This is a genomic window from Kitasatospora sp. NPDC034533 (assembly GCF_055575155.1).
In genome coordinates, this window is sequence record NZ_JBVITE010000013.1 from 143,524 (window position 1) to 158,116 (window position 14,593).

The 14,593-nt window shown below is 68.1% G+C and carries 10 protein-coding genes and 4 pseudogenes; 8 read left to right on the forward strand and 6 right to left on the reverse strand.

From position 1 onward, the window contains the following. Positions 1-450: 450 nt before the first annotated feature. The 3 genes from ACZ55U_RS12915 (at position 451) to ACZ55U_RS12925 (ending at position 3,076) form a co-directional block, all read left to right on the forward strand. Positions 451-900 (forward strand): SsgA family sporulation/cell division regulator, encoded by a 450-nt coding sequence (locus ACZ55U_RS12915; protein ID WP_465525505.1) that lies wholly within the window; start codon positions 451-453, stop codon positions 898-900. A gap of 159 nt (positions 901-1,059) precedes the next feature. Beyond that, entirely contained in the window at positions 1,060-1,506 is a 447-nt protein-coding gene (locus tag ACZ55U_RS12920; protein WP_465525507.1) for an Rrf2 family transcriptional regulator, read from the forward strand. A gap of 85 nt (positions 1,507-1,591) precedes the next feature. Continuing rightward, complete coding sequence (locus ACZ55U_RS12925; RefSeq protein WP_465525509.1) at positions 1,592-3,076, forward strand: MFS transporter; 1,485 nt, start codon at positions 1,592-1,594, stop codon at positions 3,074-3,076. 125 nt (positions 3,077-3,201) lie between these two features. Here ACZ55U_RS12925 and ACZ55U_RS12930 read toward each other — a convergent pair. Continuing rightward, positions 3,202-3,366: pseudogene (locus ACZ55U_RS12930) on the reverse strand (pirin family protein); the annotation flags it as partial. A gap of 95 nt (positions 3,367-3,461) precedes the next feature. Here ACZ55U_RS12930 and ACZ55U_RS12935 point away from each other — a divergent pair. Further along, a complete protein-coding gene (locus ACZ55U_RS12935) occupies positions 3,462-4,619 on the forward strand; it encodes a tyrosine-type recombinase/integrase (protein WP_465525511.1) in 1,158 nt (385 codons plus the stop codon). 57 nt (positions 4,620-4,676) lie between these two features. Here ACZ55U_RS12935 and ACZ55U_RS12940 read toward each other — a convergent pair whose 3' ends face one another. From ACZ55U_RS12940 to ACZ55U_RS12950, 3 genes and pseudogenes are all read right to left on the reverse strand, one after another. Next, complete coding sequence (locus ACZ55U_RS12940; protein ID WP_465525513.1) at positions 4,677-4,868, reverse strand: helix-turn-helix domain-containing protein; 192 nt, start codon at positions 4,866-4,868, stop codon at positions 4,677-4,679. Positions 4,869-5,375: 507 nt separating this feature from the next. Further along, positions 5,376-6,383 (reverse strand): annotated as a pseudogene (locus ACZ55U_RS12945) (FAD-dependent oxidoreductase). Then, entirely contained in the window at positions 6,380-6,823 is a 444-nt protein-coding gene (locus tag ACZ55U_RS12950) for an arsenate reductase ArsC (RefSeq protein WP_465525515.1), read from the reverse strand. The pseudogene ACZ55U_RS12945 and the gene ACZ55U_RS12950 overlap by 4 nt, the downstream one beginning before the upstream one ends. Before the next feature lie 87 nt (positions 6,824-6,910). On the opposite strand from ACZ55U_RS12950, the pseudogene ACZ55U_RS12955 reads away from it, so the two are divergent. After that, positions 6,911-7,201, forward strand: a pseudogene (locus ACZ55U_RS12955) (ArsR/SmtB family transcription factor); the annotation flags it as partial. A gap of 94 nt (positions 7,202-7,295) precedes the next feature. Continuing rightward, positions 7,296-7,616, forward strand: a pseudogene (locus ACZ55U_RS12960) (AfsA-related hotdog domain-containing protein); the annotation flags it as partial. Between the two features lie 632 nt (positions 7,617-8,248). Here ACZ55U_RS12960 and ACZ55U_RS12965 read toward each other — a convergent pair. Further along, complete coding sequence (locus tag ACZ55U_RS12965; protein WP_465525517.1) at positions 8,249-9,283, reverse strand: transcriptional regulator; 1,035 nt, start codon at positions 9,281-9,283, stop codon at positions 8,249-8,251. A gap of 947 nt (positions 9,284-10,230) precedes the next feature. Between ACZ55U_RS12965 and ACZ55U_RS12970 the strand changes: the two genes are divergently transcribed. Further along, a complete protein-coding gene (locus ACZ55U_RS12970) occupies positions 10,231-10,674 on the forward strand; it encodes a cold-shock protein (protein ID WP_465525557.1) in 444 nt (147 codons plus the stop codon). Positions 10,675-11,031: 357 nt separating this feature from the next. On the opposite strand, the gene ACZ55U_RS12975 is transcribed toward ACZ55U_RS12970, so the two are convergent. Next, entirely contained in the window at positions 11,032-12,387 is a 1,356-nt protein-coding gene (locus tag ACZ55U_RS12975) for an aminotransferase-like domain-containing protein (protein WP_465525519.1), read from the reverse strand. Between the two features lie 455 nt (positions 12,388-12,842). Between ACZ55U_RS12975 and ACZ55U_RS12980 the strand changes: the two genes are divergently transcribed. Further along, complete coding sequence (locus ACZ55U_RS12980) at positions 12,843-14,432, forward strand: MBL fold metallo-hydrolase (RefSeq protein ID WP_465525521.1); 1,590 nt, start codon at positions 12,843-12,845, stop codon at positions 14,430-14,432. The last annotated feature ends 161 nt before the right edge of the window (positions 14,433-14,593 follow it).

Sequence of the window (14,593 nt, forward strand, 5' to 3'; positions counted from 1 at the left end):
ACCTTCGACAACCGGAGGATTCCCTCGCTCCGCCGGCTCCGGGAGGCACCGGACGAGGGCTGCGCCCTGACCTCTCGGAGGTCACCAACTCCCCTTATCCTCAAGGCATTTCACGCACCGGCGACCACCTTCCCGGCCCTCCGCCGGCCCGCCCCCGGCCGCCGCCACCGCTCCGCTCACCCCCCGCGCACGGCGGGAGAACGGTGCGCGGATCATCATGCGGCGGTGCACGGCCGGAACATCCGCGTCGGTACCGTCTCCTAGCGTGAAGGCGACACCGCCTCCCCCTGTCCCCCGGCAGCTCCCAGGGCGTGAGACGAGCGCACCGCACTGCCGCCGGCACCGGTGCCCCCGCCCGTGCGAACCCGGTCGGTGCCTCCCCTTCCCGCCCCGTGCACGCCCGTGCACCCCGGCACCGGCTCCCGCCCCGACACCGCTCAGGAGAACCCCATGCCCGCCCACTCCGTCTCCAGCCCCCAGCCCCACCCCGAGGCCACCAGCACCGACATCGCCCTCCAGGCCGTGCTCGTCCTCGGTGAGCACGCGAGCGTCGACGTACCGGTGCGCCTCGGCTACCGCAGCGACGATCCGCTCGCCGTCGCCCTCGAATTCCTCGGCCCGGCGGCCGAAGCCGGTGTCTGGCAGTTCTCCCGCGACCTCCTGTGGGAGGGGCTGCACAGACCCGCCGGCCTCGGCGACGTCCGCGTCTGGCCGCCCTGCACCTGCCACGGCCGCGCGTCCCTGCGCATCATGCTCCGCGGCTGCGACAGCGTGGTGCTGGTCGACCTCCCCGCCCGCCAGGTCCGCCGCTGGCTCCGCCGGGAGAGCTTCGCCCTGGTCCCCCGGGGCACGGAGGCCGGCCTGATCGACTGGCCCGCCGAACTGGCCGACCTGACCTGAGGCCGCCGTCGGCGCGCGTCACCCCACCCTCGGCCACGCCCTCGCCCCGGACGCCCCGACGCACCCCCACGACGGGCACTCGGGATTGACGCGTGGATCCAACTGCCACTAGCGTCGTTACAGTTGGACCGGCGGGGCAGTCGCCACGAAGGGGGCACGGTGAGCATCAGCAGCAGGAGTGCGGTCGCGATCCACGCACTCACCATGCTGGGGCGCTGGGATCGGTCACTGACCTCCGCGGAGATCGCGGAGAGCCTGGCCAGCAATCCGGTCCTGGTGCGGCGGATCCTCGGCGCCCTGCGGGATGCCGGCCTGGTCCGGTCCACCGAGGGACGCAACGGCGGCTGGTCGCTCGCCCGGCCCGCCCGCGAGATCACGCTCCACGACGCGTACACCGCCGTGGAGTCGGGGCCGGTGCTTTCGCGGCACCCGCACCCGCCGAGCGCCGAATGCGAGGTGGGGCGGAACATGCAGAGGCTGCTCGAAGTGGAGTTCCAGGACGCGGAGCGGGCCATGGAGGAACGGCTCGGGCGCACCACGATCGCCCACCTCGTCCGGCAAGTACTGTCCAGTGAGCGCGAGTTCGCGCAACGCGCCACCAACTGACCGACGGCGGAGGCAATGTCCTCCGCCGCTCTTTTACCCAAACTGCAACCATCACGGTTGCAGAAATTCACCCGAAGGACCTCGTATGACTCCCACGTCGACACCGACCGAGCGGACCGGCTCAGCGCTGCGCTTACTGGCCGTACTGATGCCGGCGATCCTCGCCACGGTCACGGCCAGCGACATGGTCAATCTGATGCTTCCGACGATCGGGTCCGAGTTCGGGGCCTCCGAGGCGGAACTCGCCTGGGTCGTCACCGGCTTCCTGCTGATGTTCTCGGTCGGGATCCCCCTGTACGGCCGCATCTCGGACCGCGTGAGCCTGCGCCGCCTCTTCGCCTTCGCGCTCCTCAGCTACGCCCTCGGGAGCCTGATCTGCGCGGTCTCCCCCAGTCTCGCGGTGCTCGTGGCCGGGCGGATCGTGACGGGCGTCGGCGCGGCCGCGATCCCCGTGCTCTCGGTCATCGCCGTCACGACGCTGCTGCCGCCGGAGCGGCGGGGTGCCGGGATCGGCGTCGTCTCCGCCGGTGCGGGCGTCGGCACCGCCGCCGGACCCGCGCTGGGGGGCGGCATCGGGCAAGCACTCGGCTGGCCGGCGCTGTTCTGGATCATGCTCGCGGTCTCGCTGCTGCTGCTCGTCCCCGCCCTGCGCGTGCTCCCGGACGAGACTCCGCGGGGCTCGGGCCGGCTCGACCTCCCCGGCGGCATCCTCCTCGGCCTCGGAGCCGGCCTCGTCCTGTTCGGCATGACCCGGGCGCAGGTCTCCGGCTTCACCGATCCCCTGTCCTGGGGCAGCCTCCTGATCGCGATCGCGGCGCTCGCGCTCTTCGGGGTGCGCACCGTCCGGGTCGACCAGCCGTTCGTGCCCCCGTCGCTGTTCACCAACCGCGTCTACCGGACCAGCGTCCTCGTCGCGTTCCTGGCCATGGTCGTCAACCTCGGCGGCCTGGTGTTCGTCCCGCTGCTGCTGGTGGAGGTCAACGAACTCACCCCGGGCAAGGGCGCCTTGGTCATGATCCCGGCCGGAGTCGTGACCGCGTTCCTCTCGCCGTGGATCGGACGCCTGGCCGGCCGCGTCAACACGCGGGCCCTGGTGCTCTCCGGGCTCGGTCTGATCGGGCTGTTCTCGCTGTTCCTCTCGTCCTTCACCGGCGGCTCCTCGGTGGTCTTCGCCGGGGTGGGGATCCTCGGGCTGAGCATCGGGTTCATGGTGGTGATGACCACCATCATCGGCGCCGCGGCGAGCGAACTTCCCCCCGAGCAGGTCGGCGTCGGCCTCGGGATCCTCCAGGGGGCCCAGTTCCTCGGGGCCGGTACCGGCCCCGCCGTGTTCGGCGTGCTGGTGTCCGCGAGGCAGCGGATCGGCAGCGACGCCGTCAACCCCCTCTACTCCGGTCACCACGGCGCGGCCTACTCCGACGTCTTCCTCGCCATGGCCGCGGTCGTCGTCCTCACGCTCGTCGTCGCGTCCCGGATGCGTCCCACGGCCGGCTCCGGGGCCGAGGCCGGACCGAAGGCCGAGGCGGCCCCGGTTGCCGCGCCGCCGCAGGAGGCGGACAACGTCCGGTAGGAACGCGACCAGGAGCTCGCCCCTGCCCGCCGGCGGGCCTCGGCGGCACCGGCGGCGACCGGGCTCCGGCCCGGGTCCGGCGGCACGCTCCTTCGCAGGTGTCAGCGCACGCGCCCCCGCAGGTGTCAGCGCACGCGCCCCCGCGCCTTCAGCGGGATTCCGGGCAGCTCCGGAGCCGGCAGCCGGTCACCGGCGTAGCCGTGGACCTCGCCGAAGCGGCTGCCGGTCATCCAGTCGGCGCGGGCCCGAACGATGTCCTCCATCGAGCGGCCGATGAAGTTCCACCACATACCACGCGATCCACGGTTCTTCCCAGGTCAGGGGCCTGGTGGACCATCCGCGGTCAGCAAATCGTCAGCATGGGACGAGACGGAGACCGCACACGATGGCACCCAGGACCCTGGCCCGCGGCATGGGCAGCTTCTTCAAGGAGTGCGAGCACCCGCAGACGCGGTGGTCGAAGTGCCCGCACGACTACAAGATCCGCTACCGCAACGCGGCCGGAAGGCAGACCGAGGAGTCCGGCTTCGCCACCCAGGACAAGGCGATCGACCGGCTCACCGAGATCTACCGGGCGAAGCGCGAGCGCCCGCAGAGCCAGACCAAGGCCGACCGCATCCGCAAGTACGGCGTGATGCAGTTCGGGGCGTACACCGAGGAGTGGAAGGCCGGCCAGCGCGCCCTCGCGCCGGCGTCGCTGCGGCACCTCGACTCGCTCCTCGAACACCACCTCTACCCCGCGTTCCACAGCCGCCGGATGGGCACCTTCGACCACAAGGTCGTCGAGGCCTTCATCCGGACCATGGAGCGCAACGGCGTCGGCCTGGCCACCCAGTCCAACGCCTTCGACAAGCTCAAGGCGATCCTGCTCGACGCCCACCGCCTCGGCCTCTACGACGAGAACCCGCTCGACGGCGTCACCCCGCCCCAGTACGACCCCAAGCGCGCCGTCATCCCCTCCCCCGCCCAGCTCCAGGGGCTACGCACCGCCGGCGACGACGCCTTCCTCCTCGTCGCCGACCTCATGAGCGGCTGCGGCCTGCGCAACGGCGAGGCCTTCGCAGTGAACCTGAACAACATCGTCGCCGACGACGTCTACCGCGTGTCCGAACAGGTCAACCAGACCACCAAGGACTACGCGCCGCTCAAGCACCGCAAGGAGGGCGACTACCGCGACGTCCCGCTACCCGCCCGGGTGAAGCACACCATTGAGTGGTACGCCGACACCTACGGCACCGTCGACGGCTACCTCCTCCGCCACCCCCGCGACCTCAGCAAGCCCTTCCCGTACCACATCCTGAGCAACCGCTGGCAGCGCATCGTCAAGCAGGCCGACGGCGTCGACATCCCCGAGGGTATGACGCTCTACGGCCTCCGCCACTTCTTCGCCTCGAACTGCCTCACCTACAACATCCCGATCACCGACGTCGCCGAGTGGATGGGCCACAAGAGCATCGACGTCACCTTCAAGATCTACCGCCACCTGATGCCCGGCTCCATCAGCCGCGCCGCCCAGCTCCTCGACCTCGGCCTGGCCGCCTGAAGCGAGGAGGGCCTGACCCGATGGGTCAGGCCCTCCTCGTCGCTCCGGCTGTTCAGATCAGGCAGCCGACATGCGTTGCTGCTTCACCCACGCAAGAACGTCCGACACCTTGAACTGCAGCTTCGCGTTCTTCCCGCTCCCGAACCTGTACGACACGAGGCCCACGCGAGGAGCCTCCCGATACACCCACGGGACCGACATGTTCAGATACTCCGCAGTCTCCCTGACGCTCATGAACTGTTGAGCCATGGGACCTCCTCTGCAACGGCTACCGATCGCCGGAGAGGTTCACACGCGAACAGCGGTTTGGCCGAGCCGAGGTCATCTGTTAACCATCTCCACCATCCTCATTGTCTGCACCATCTTCCCGACACCTACTGCCCGGATGCTTCCGCCACGTCGACCCCTTGACCCCCAGTTGCGTCCGACGCTCAGCGCACAGGACTAGCCGTCAACCCGGACGTGCTCAACGATCCAATCCTGCAAGCAAATTAACAACTTCGCGACCCACGCTTCTCTTGGGCAACTCGATCAGCGAGGACGGCAAATTCGTATAGAATTGCCCAATTCTGCCCATGGGCGCTCACCGCCGTCCATCGCATGTGGTCCCCAAGTGATCCCCGAGGCCGCCACGCTCCCCCGGCTACTGCCTGTGACGGCAATCTGGCGCCCCTTCAGCGATGGTGGTATCGACCACGGTGGCTCCGGTCCGCGAGGCCCGGGCGGTGGTGAGTGGACGGTCGGTTCCGGGCCGGGTCAGCCGACCGGCACCGACTCCGAGGTCCCGTCGTCCAGGTCGTCCGAGCTGACGTCGGCGAGGGTTGCGAGGTGGCGCTCGGCGTCCAGGGCCGCCGCGCAGCCGGAGCCCGCTGCGGTGATGGCCTGTCGGTAGGTGTGGTCGACGACATCGCCGGCACCGAAGACGCCAGGCAGGCTGGTGCGGGTGGACGGCGAGGCGACCTTCAGGTAATCGGCGTCGTCCAGCTCCAGCTCCTGCCAAGAGTTCGGTGCGCCGATCGTGCCCGATCGCGATGAACAGGCCCGAGGCGGCCAGGTCTCATTCCTCGCCGGTGACGGTGTCGCGCAGGGTGACGCCGGCCGCCAGCTTGTCGCCGTGGATGGCGGCGATCTCGCTGTTCCACACGAAGGTGATCTTCGGGTCGGCGAACGCCCGGTTCTGCATGGCCTTGGAGGCGCGCAGGGTGTCGCGGCGGTGGACGACGGTGGACGAGTCGGCGAAGCGGGTGAAGAAGGTGGCCTCCTCCAGGGCAGTGTCGCCGCCGGCGACCACGATGACGTCCTTGCCGTGGAAGAAGAACCCGTCGCAGGTCGCGCACCAGGACACCCCACGCCTGGAGAGCTCGTCCTCGCGGGCAATGCCGAGCTCGCGGCAGCCGGAGCCGGTGGCCGCGATCACCGCCTTCGCGCGGTGGACGGTGCTGGCGGAGTCGGCGAGGAGCTTGATGTCGCAGGCGAGGTCGACCACGATGATGTCGTCGTCGACCACCTCGGCGCCGAACTTCTCCGCCTGAGCCCGCATGTTGACCATGACGTCGGGGCCGTCGACACCATCGGGGAATCCGGGGAAGTTCTCGACCTTGGTGGTGGCGGAAGCAAGCCGCCGACGAAGATGAGGCTGCCGAACAGCAGCGGCTTGGGCCGGGCGCGGGCGGTGTAGAGGGCGGTGTATCCGGCAGGGCCGGAGCCGCTGATAACGACCTCGCGCACGTCGCCGACGCCGGTGATCGATGCGTTCGCGCTCATGAAGATGCTCGGCTCTCCTTGCCGCGGACGGCCTTGGCGTCGATCTCGGCGATCAGGCCCTCGATGAGGCCCTTGATCTCGGAGCGGATCGGTCGGACGGCCTCGACACCCTGGCCGGCCGGGTCCCCCAGCTTCCAGTCGAGGCACTTCTTGCCGGGGAAGCACGGGCAGGCGTCGCCGCAGCCCATGGTGATGACGTAGTCGGACGCCTGGACGGCCTCCGTGGCGAGGATCTTCGGCTGCTGATCGGAGATGTCGATGCCCAGCTCGGCCATCGCGGCGACGGCGGAGGGGTTGACCTGGTCGCCGGGCATGGAGCCGGCCGAGCGGACCTCGACGCGGTCGCCGGCGAGGTGGCGCAGGAAGCCCGCGGCCATCTGCGAGCGGCCGGCGTTGTGGATGCAGACGAACAGCACGGAGGCGATCGACACCGTGATCATGGTGAGGTGTCCTCCGGTGTCTCCGGTGGCGGCCAGGAGGAGGAGAGGACTCGCTTCGGGGCCCCGACGCGGGTCACGCATCAGCCCATGGTGACATCAGCCGACAGTGACGTATTGAAGGCTCTGGCCGACTTGCTCCGGATGCAGATCGTCGCGCTCCTCGCCGAGGATGCGCTGTGCACGATGCACCTGGTCGAGGAGACCGGCGCGAAGCAGACCAACCTGTCGAACCACCTGAAGATCCTGCACGAGGCGGGGCTGGTCGGCACCGAGCCCTGTGGACGCTTCACGTACTACAAGCTCCGCGCCGACGCCCTGGAGGCCGTCGCCGGGGAGTTCGCCGGGCTGGCCACCACCGCCCGCGAAGCCGCCGCGAACACCGCAAGCGGCAGCGGTGAGGCCGCGACCGCCGCTTCGAGTGAGCGGCCACCCGCAACCGGTGCCGGCGGAACTGGACGACCCGTCGAGCGGAGTGCGGCTGACCGGCTGGCGGGCCCTCGGCCCGGACGACTTCGAGGTCTCCGCCCGGTACACCGTCGGGTTCGCATCCCCGCTGCCGGCCCGGAGTCAGGCACCGCTTCTGGCGGCGCAGGCCGTCCGGCAGGCCTCGCTGCTGGTCGGGCACGCGTCGTACGGCGTTCCGCTCGGGCACCACTGCGTGCTCCAGGCAGTGTCGGCGACGGCCGAGCATCCCGATCCCGTCCCCGCCGACTGTGCGGTGACGGTCCGGCTGGACTGCCGGGACCGTACGGTCCGCCGGGGCGAGCTGACCGACGCTCTGTTCCCGGGCGAGGTCCTCACCGGGCCGGACCGGGCCGGCACCGGGAGCGTACGGCTCGCGTTCCTGTCTCCGGCGGTCTACCGCTTCGTCCGGTCGGCACGGCAGGAACGGGACGCGCCGCCGCCGTCCGATCCGAGAATCCAGCCCACCGGACTGGACCCTCCACCCCGATCCCGGTCGGCTCACCTTCCGGGGCGTGGCCGTCGACCACATACCGGGGATGGTCCTGGCGGAGGCCGCGGTCGAGGCGGTCCATGCGGCGCTCCTGCCCGCGGGCGGCCTGGCCACCGGCTTCGAGGCGGAGTTCACTCGCTAACACGGACCCGGTGAGCCCTTGCAAGTTCCGGGTCGAAGCCGGCGCGGACCGAGCCTCGGCACTGGTAGGGGCCGAGCAGTGCAGCGAACCGGTGCTGCGCGCGACCGTCCACCTGGCGTCCTGAGACAGAACCGGACGGCAAGCCGTCACCGGCCTGATCAACGTGCCTCTTGGCGCAGAGACATGATCAAGCAGAGGCCGCCTCGCTTCCCAGCTTGACTTCAAGCCCCACCGAGAAGATCTCGGTGGGGCTTGAAGTCAAGCTGGGAAGATCGGCCATGCCCCCCGTACCGTCAGCGTATCCCGCGCACCGCCACCACAGGAATGATCACTCGGCGACGGCCAGATCCCCGACCAACTGCACGCGTTCGTCGAGGTCCTGGGCGAACTCCCGCCATGTCTCGGCGTACTGACGCGCGAGGTTCGCCACCAGTGCCCCGCAGTGCGACGGCACCACGGCCGTCAACTCGTTCCAAGCGCGCGTCCCGATCGCGTTCTGCTGCAGCAGTCGCAGCAGCAGCCGGCCCTCCTCCTTGTGACGCAAGGAGGGGTCCCGCAGTAGCTTCTCCAGCACCGTAGCCGGATCGCGCTGTACCAACCGCATCCGCCGCTCGGTGCGCTGCCGGGGGATTCCGGCCACGGCGGCGGACTCGCGGGGCGCGCCGCCCACCATGGACCGGGTGCCCACCGGGTCCTCGCCGGATTCAAGACGTCGGCGAACGTCGCTGACCGTCGCCGGGGATATCCCCGCGAGCCGCGCCACCTCGCGCAGCGAGGCCTCCGGACGCTCAGCGATCAATTCGGCGGCCCGCTGCCTGCCGGCCACGCTGCTCAGCGGGCGGACCTTGCCGTCCCGTCCGACTCTGGCGCCCAACTGCGGTACAGCCTCGCCCGAGCACCGCCGGATCGCCGCCACGGCCTTGGCCCCCAGGCCCGCCGCCCGCGCGATCGCCCTGTCGGACATGTGCGGGTGGGACACCACGATCCGCGCGGCTGCGGCACGGCGATCGGCGTGCGACAGCGGCAAGCCGTGGGTGACATTCGCTTCGACGGCCCACAAGAATGCATCGTCGGTGCTACCATCGAAGAATTCGACATCTATTTCCTCCTGGCCTTTCAGGAGGGCAGCCATCAGACGATGCATTCCGTCGATAACCCGCATACTGCGCCGATCGACGAGAATAGGGGGAAGTGGTGCGTCGAGCTCGGCCAGTCGGGCGACATGATCCCCGTCCGGTCCCCCCAAACGAGGGGATTCGCCAGGCAGCAGGGACCCGATCGAGACTGCCAAAATCGTCCGCTTTCGAGCTTCGGCAGGAGCGGCCTCGGCGATCGGCTCGACATTTACCCCTTTGCTCGTCACCCCATTTTTTGATTTAAAAGAGTCAACGGTTGAGTGAATCAAGACATTTCCCCCATAATGAAGAACAGCTCAAACCTGGTGCACATATCACCCGCAGCTACGCGAAAGCACCTATACGCAGAGCACATGACCTTCACATCAAGACCCCCTCAACTCGACTCCTCCACTACAGCCCGCACCGTCACATCCCCATGGCCGCTCCGCGTAGCAGAGCCACCCAAATGCACACAACGACGACGCATGGGTACGACACCTCATCACACCCGAAGGGCCGCCGGGACGAGAACGCGAGGCGAACTTGCCTCCATCATTGCCTTACACCTCACCCATACAACCATCACGCGCGCATGACTCATCCCCTATATCTGCATGCGTAGTCGGCAACCCCTCAAAGCTGGATAGTACTCAACAATCGCTGGACTTCGGTACGCAAGGGACAGGCGGGTGCTCCACAACTTCGTGTCGAAAGGCTCGAGCCGCAGGCCCGCCCCCCCGCTGACATGGGCCTGAGGCGAGCGAACGGCTCCCCGAACGTGAGTTCGGCGTTCAACTGTCGACCGCCGCAGTTGAACGGGCGACGGCCGAGAAGGCCAAGGACACCCTGGTCCGAAGGGGTGCGGAGCCGTCCCAATGAAGCCGGCAGCGAACCAGCGGCGACAGTTAGTTGGCAGCTGGATACTCAGAGCGACTGAATCGGCCGACTCTGCTGATTAGAGATAGCCGATGTATCCGCACATCTGAACCAGAGCCGGGCAGATCCGGGCCCAAGCGGTGCATAGCCGCATGTCGGACAACAATAAACCTCGCCGCCCCGGGCCCCGTCGGTGCCGCTGGCCGAGCGGCGACCCGCGGAAAGCAGCCGCCATCGCCGCGCTCACTGCGGTAAAGCTATGATCATCAGCGGTTATTTCTTTGGACAAGAAGCCCGAAATCTCTTGGGAGTCATCATGGTTTCCGGTCATGTAGTGAGGTTCGACAGTGTGCGGGGTTATGGATTCATCGCCCCAGACCACGGTGGAGAGGATGTCTTTCTGCACGTGAACAACATGCTGATCCCCGAGTCCCTTGTACGCTCAGGCCTATCGGTCGAATTCGAGATCGAGGATGGCGACCGCGGCCCGAAGGCCTCGTCCGTTCGGATGGCGGCGGGAGCCGAGGCCAAGGCAGCGCCGCCGTCACCGAAGACCCCTTTGGTAGCCTTCCCTGCGACTGCGGTCAATTCGACGGACAGCGACGCCGCCATGTGCGATGCGTTCACCGAGGACGAGTACACCGCGCACACGACCGATCTCCTGTTGAAGGCAGCACCGTCGCTTACCGGCGAGCAGATCCTACAGATCCGCCGCGCACTGGTGCAGTTCGGCAAGGATCACGGCTGGATAGCGAACTGATATAAATCAGACCCCTCGGATAACCGGCCTCCGCTCAGGGTGGCCGGTTATCCTCCGCTGGCGGGTCGAGGGTTCAACTGGCGTAGTGCCACAGTCGGACAGCCGATTCGCTGGACGCGCCGATGACGCCGAAAATTCAGGTGATCCCCGCAATGCGGGCGCCTGCCAATAGATCTCGCAGGCGTGGTCGAACCCTTTGGACGAACCGAGGCTGGCAAGGCTCCCAAGCCGTCAGGCGGAGCTTGAAGCATGACCAGCCCTGACCCCACCCGGTCGACGGACACCTCGCCGCCACCGGCCTGGTCCTGGATGGCCGACCACCCACAGAACGACATCACGAAGTCGAGTTCGTAGCGGTCACACCTCAGCTGCGGCCTCGATGAACCGGGCCAGCCGGCCGATGCCGTCCGTGATCTCCCGCTGCGACAGGTAGCTGACGGACAGTCGCATGCTGTGCTCTCCGCCGCCCTGGGGATAGAAGTAGGACATCGGGGTCCAGATGACTCCGAACTCCTGCGCCGAGCGCGTCAGTGCGACGTTGTCTACGCGGAACGGAACGGTCACAGCCAAAAAGAAGCCCCCGCTGGGCTTGTTCCAGTGAACCCCGAGTCCCGCTCGGGTCTCCTGCGGAAAGCACTCTTCGAGCCGACGCAGGGTGGTCTGCATTGCCTCCCTGTAGTACTCCGAGGTCTTGGCGTTCAGCTCCGAGGCCCGTCCGCCGCCGCCGAGCAGCATGCCGGCCACCGCAGCTTGGCTCAGCGGGGAGGTATTCACCGTCACCATGCTCTTGATCTTGGTGAGTTCATCGGCCAGCAGGCCGCGGTTTCCGGCCCCGTCGATGACCAGCTGGTCCGCCACCGCGAAGCCCACCCGCGAACCGGGGAAGAGGGTCTTGGAAAACGACCCGAGATGGACCACCCGACGCCCGCTGTCGAGGGACTTGAGGGTTGGCAGCTGCTGCCCGGGGCTGACGATCCGGTAGGGGCTGTCCTCCAGAATGAGAATGTCCTGACGGGCCGCCAATTCAAGTAGCTCGCGCCGAGCCTCCAGCGGCATCGTGGCCCCCGAGGGGTTCGAGTGGTCGGGGACCACATAGAAGGCACGGGGTCGGCGCCCGCGCGCCCGTTCGGCCAGGATTGCCGCTTCCAGGTCGGCGCAGCTGAAGCCGGACTCCCCCTCCTCGACGGCGATCAGCTCGACGTCCAGCACCCGGGCCGCACCGGTGATGCCCACATAGCAGGGGCTGGAGACCATGAGCACGTCCTCGGGGCCGGAGACGAGTGCACGCACCGCGAGGAACATCGCCTCCTGGCAGCCCACGGTGATCACGATGGACTCGGCCGGTACGTCGATGTTCTCGTCCAAGCGAAGCGATTCGGCCACCAGCTCGCGGATCCGGCCGCTTGCCGGGCCGTACTGGAAGAGCGCGTCACGGACCTGGGCCGGCGAGTGCCCGGTCTCCTCCAGGTGATCGTGGTAGCGCCGGATGTGCGTGAAGATGTCCTCGGTCTCGAAGAAGCCGTCATACGGGCGGCCGGGAGCGAAGGAGAGCGCATCCGGATAGCGCTGCGTCACCTCGTTAAGGAAGTTCATCGTGTCAAGAACGGGGTCGGAGAGGCTGAAGTGCAACTCCTCCTTCCGCAGGCTGATTTCCTCCGGCATCGGCCGGGTCTCGCTGCGCATCATCACAACCGCCAGTTCGTCGGGGGACACTCAATCGCCGACAGGTACGGCCGCAGGCATCCCGCGCCCCGGTCAGGCGCGACGGTCTTCGAGCGTCGACTCAAAGCGATCCTGACTGAGCCCACTCCGTCAAAGCACTATGACGCGGCATCGCACCGTGGATCAACGCTCGGCTGCAATCGACCGGTCCGCTCGACCCGCGTCCAACCGGCGCGATGCCGCAGTTGAACGCGGGTCAGTCGTCCGCGGGCTGACGTATCCGGCCGACAACGTGGCTGCGGTGGCCCGGCATTGATCAACGCTGCGGCCCGATGCCATAGTGAGGAGCCGTAGCACCGCGCCCTGCAATGAGTTGCGTGTCAGCTGCATTTTGTCAATGGCCGTGGGCCGTTTCTCTTTTCCCGTCGAATACGGCGCGACTGTCGGTTTTGCCATGCGATCCCGGGCCCGTAGTTCGGCAGCAGAGTTCCAGTTGGAGGGAACACATGGGCGACAGTAGCGAGCTGAGGTATCTCCGCTCGAACGTGATCATCGAGCCGCTGGTCGACAGGTTCTACGCCTGGATGTTCACGTTCGCGCCGGTCCCGGCGTCGATGAACCTGGCGTTCCTGCAGGTGCCGCTGCTCGAGTCGTACCTGCAGTCCCCGCAGGTGCACGTCGCGGCCAGCAACAACCCCGACCTGCGCGGCGGTTACTTCGTCAACGTCCCCGAGGAGCGCGCCGGCGAGGTCGCAGAGCTGCTCGAGACGATCAAGAGGGACCGGGCCGACATGCTGGCCTTCGCTGACGCGATCGCCGAGGGTGAGGAGCTGGTGCGCCAGAACGCCACCGGCTTCGACCTCACCCCGCTCTACCCGAAGCTCCCGACCGCCCTGAACGGGCTGGTCGAGATGGCGTACGACACCAGCAACCAGGCCGCGATCCGCTTCCTCGAGCCGCTCACCTACAAGAGCCCGGCCTTCGACGAGCGGCGCCAGTCGGTCCAGCTGTCGCTGGACGACGGTGTCGAGCGCCCGTTCATCCTGAGCACCCCGCGACTCCCCTCACCGGACGTGCTCGAGCTGCAGATCCCGTTCAACCACCCCGGCCTGGAGGCGCTCTTCCAGGCCCGGATCAAGCCCACCACGGCCGCCAAGCTGGTCGAGGCGCTCGGCCTCGACGAGGCGCAGGCGGCGCAGCTCGACAAGCTGCTGACCACCGAGCCAAGCCTGTCCGCGGACCGGCACATCGCGGACGGCGGCCGGATCCGCTACTTCGGCCACGCCTGCCTGGTGCTGCAGACCCCCGACGTGTCGATCGTGACCGACCCGTTCATCAGCACCGACAACACCGAGGGCAATCGCTACACCCTGGACGACCTGCCGGACTACATCGACCTGGTCCTGATCACCCACGGGCACCAGGACCACATCGTGCTGGAGACCCTGCTGCAGCTGCGCGGCCGGGTCGGCGCCATCGTGGTTCCGCGCTCCTCCCGGGGCAACCTGGAGGACCCGTCGATGGGCCTCTACCTCCGGGAGATCGGCCTGCCGGTGATCGAGGTCGACGACTTCGACGAGGTGCCCTTCAAGGGCGGCCGCGTGGTGGCCACCCCGTTCCTCGGTGAGCACTCCGACCTGGACATCCGCTCCAAGTCGACCTTCTGGGTCGAGCTGGCCGGCAAGAACGTCTTCGTCGGTGCGGACTCCTCGGGCATCGACCCGGTGCTCTACCGCTACATCCGCACCAACCTGGGCCAGGTCGACATGGCCTTCCTGGGCATGGAGTGCGACGGCGCGCCGCTGACCTGGCTGTACGGCGGCCTGTTCACCAAGCCGGTCACGAAGAAGATGAGCGACTCGCGCAAGCTGTCCGGCTCGAACGCCGCGCAGGCCGCCGACATCATGGTCGAGCTGGGCGCCACCGAGGCGTACATCTACGCCATGGGCGAGGAGAGCTGGCAGGGTCACGTGATGGCCACCACCTACCACCCGGACACCTACCAGCTGAAGCAGATCGAGGAGTTCCTCGGCTGGTGCAAGGAGCGCGGCTTCACCGCCGAGCACCTGTTCAACCAGCGTGAGTGGCGCTGGTAGCAGTCCCGGGTACGACCTTCGGCCCGCTGTGCGGTCCCTGCTCGCGACCTGGTGTCGCGACCGGACCGCACGGCGGGCACAGGCGGCTCCCCAGCAGCCGTACCGCACACGGTTCGCCGAGCGGTCGACCGACGTACCGGGCCACGCTCGGCAATCTCCGC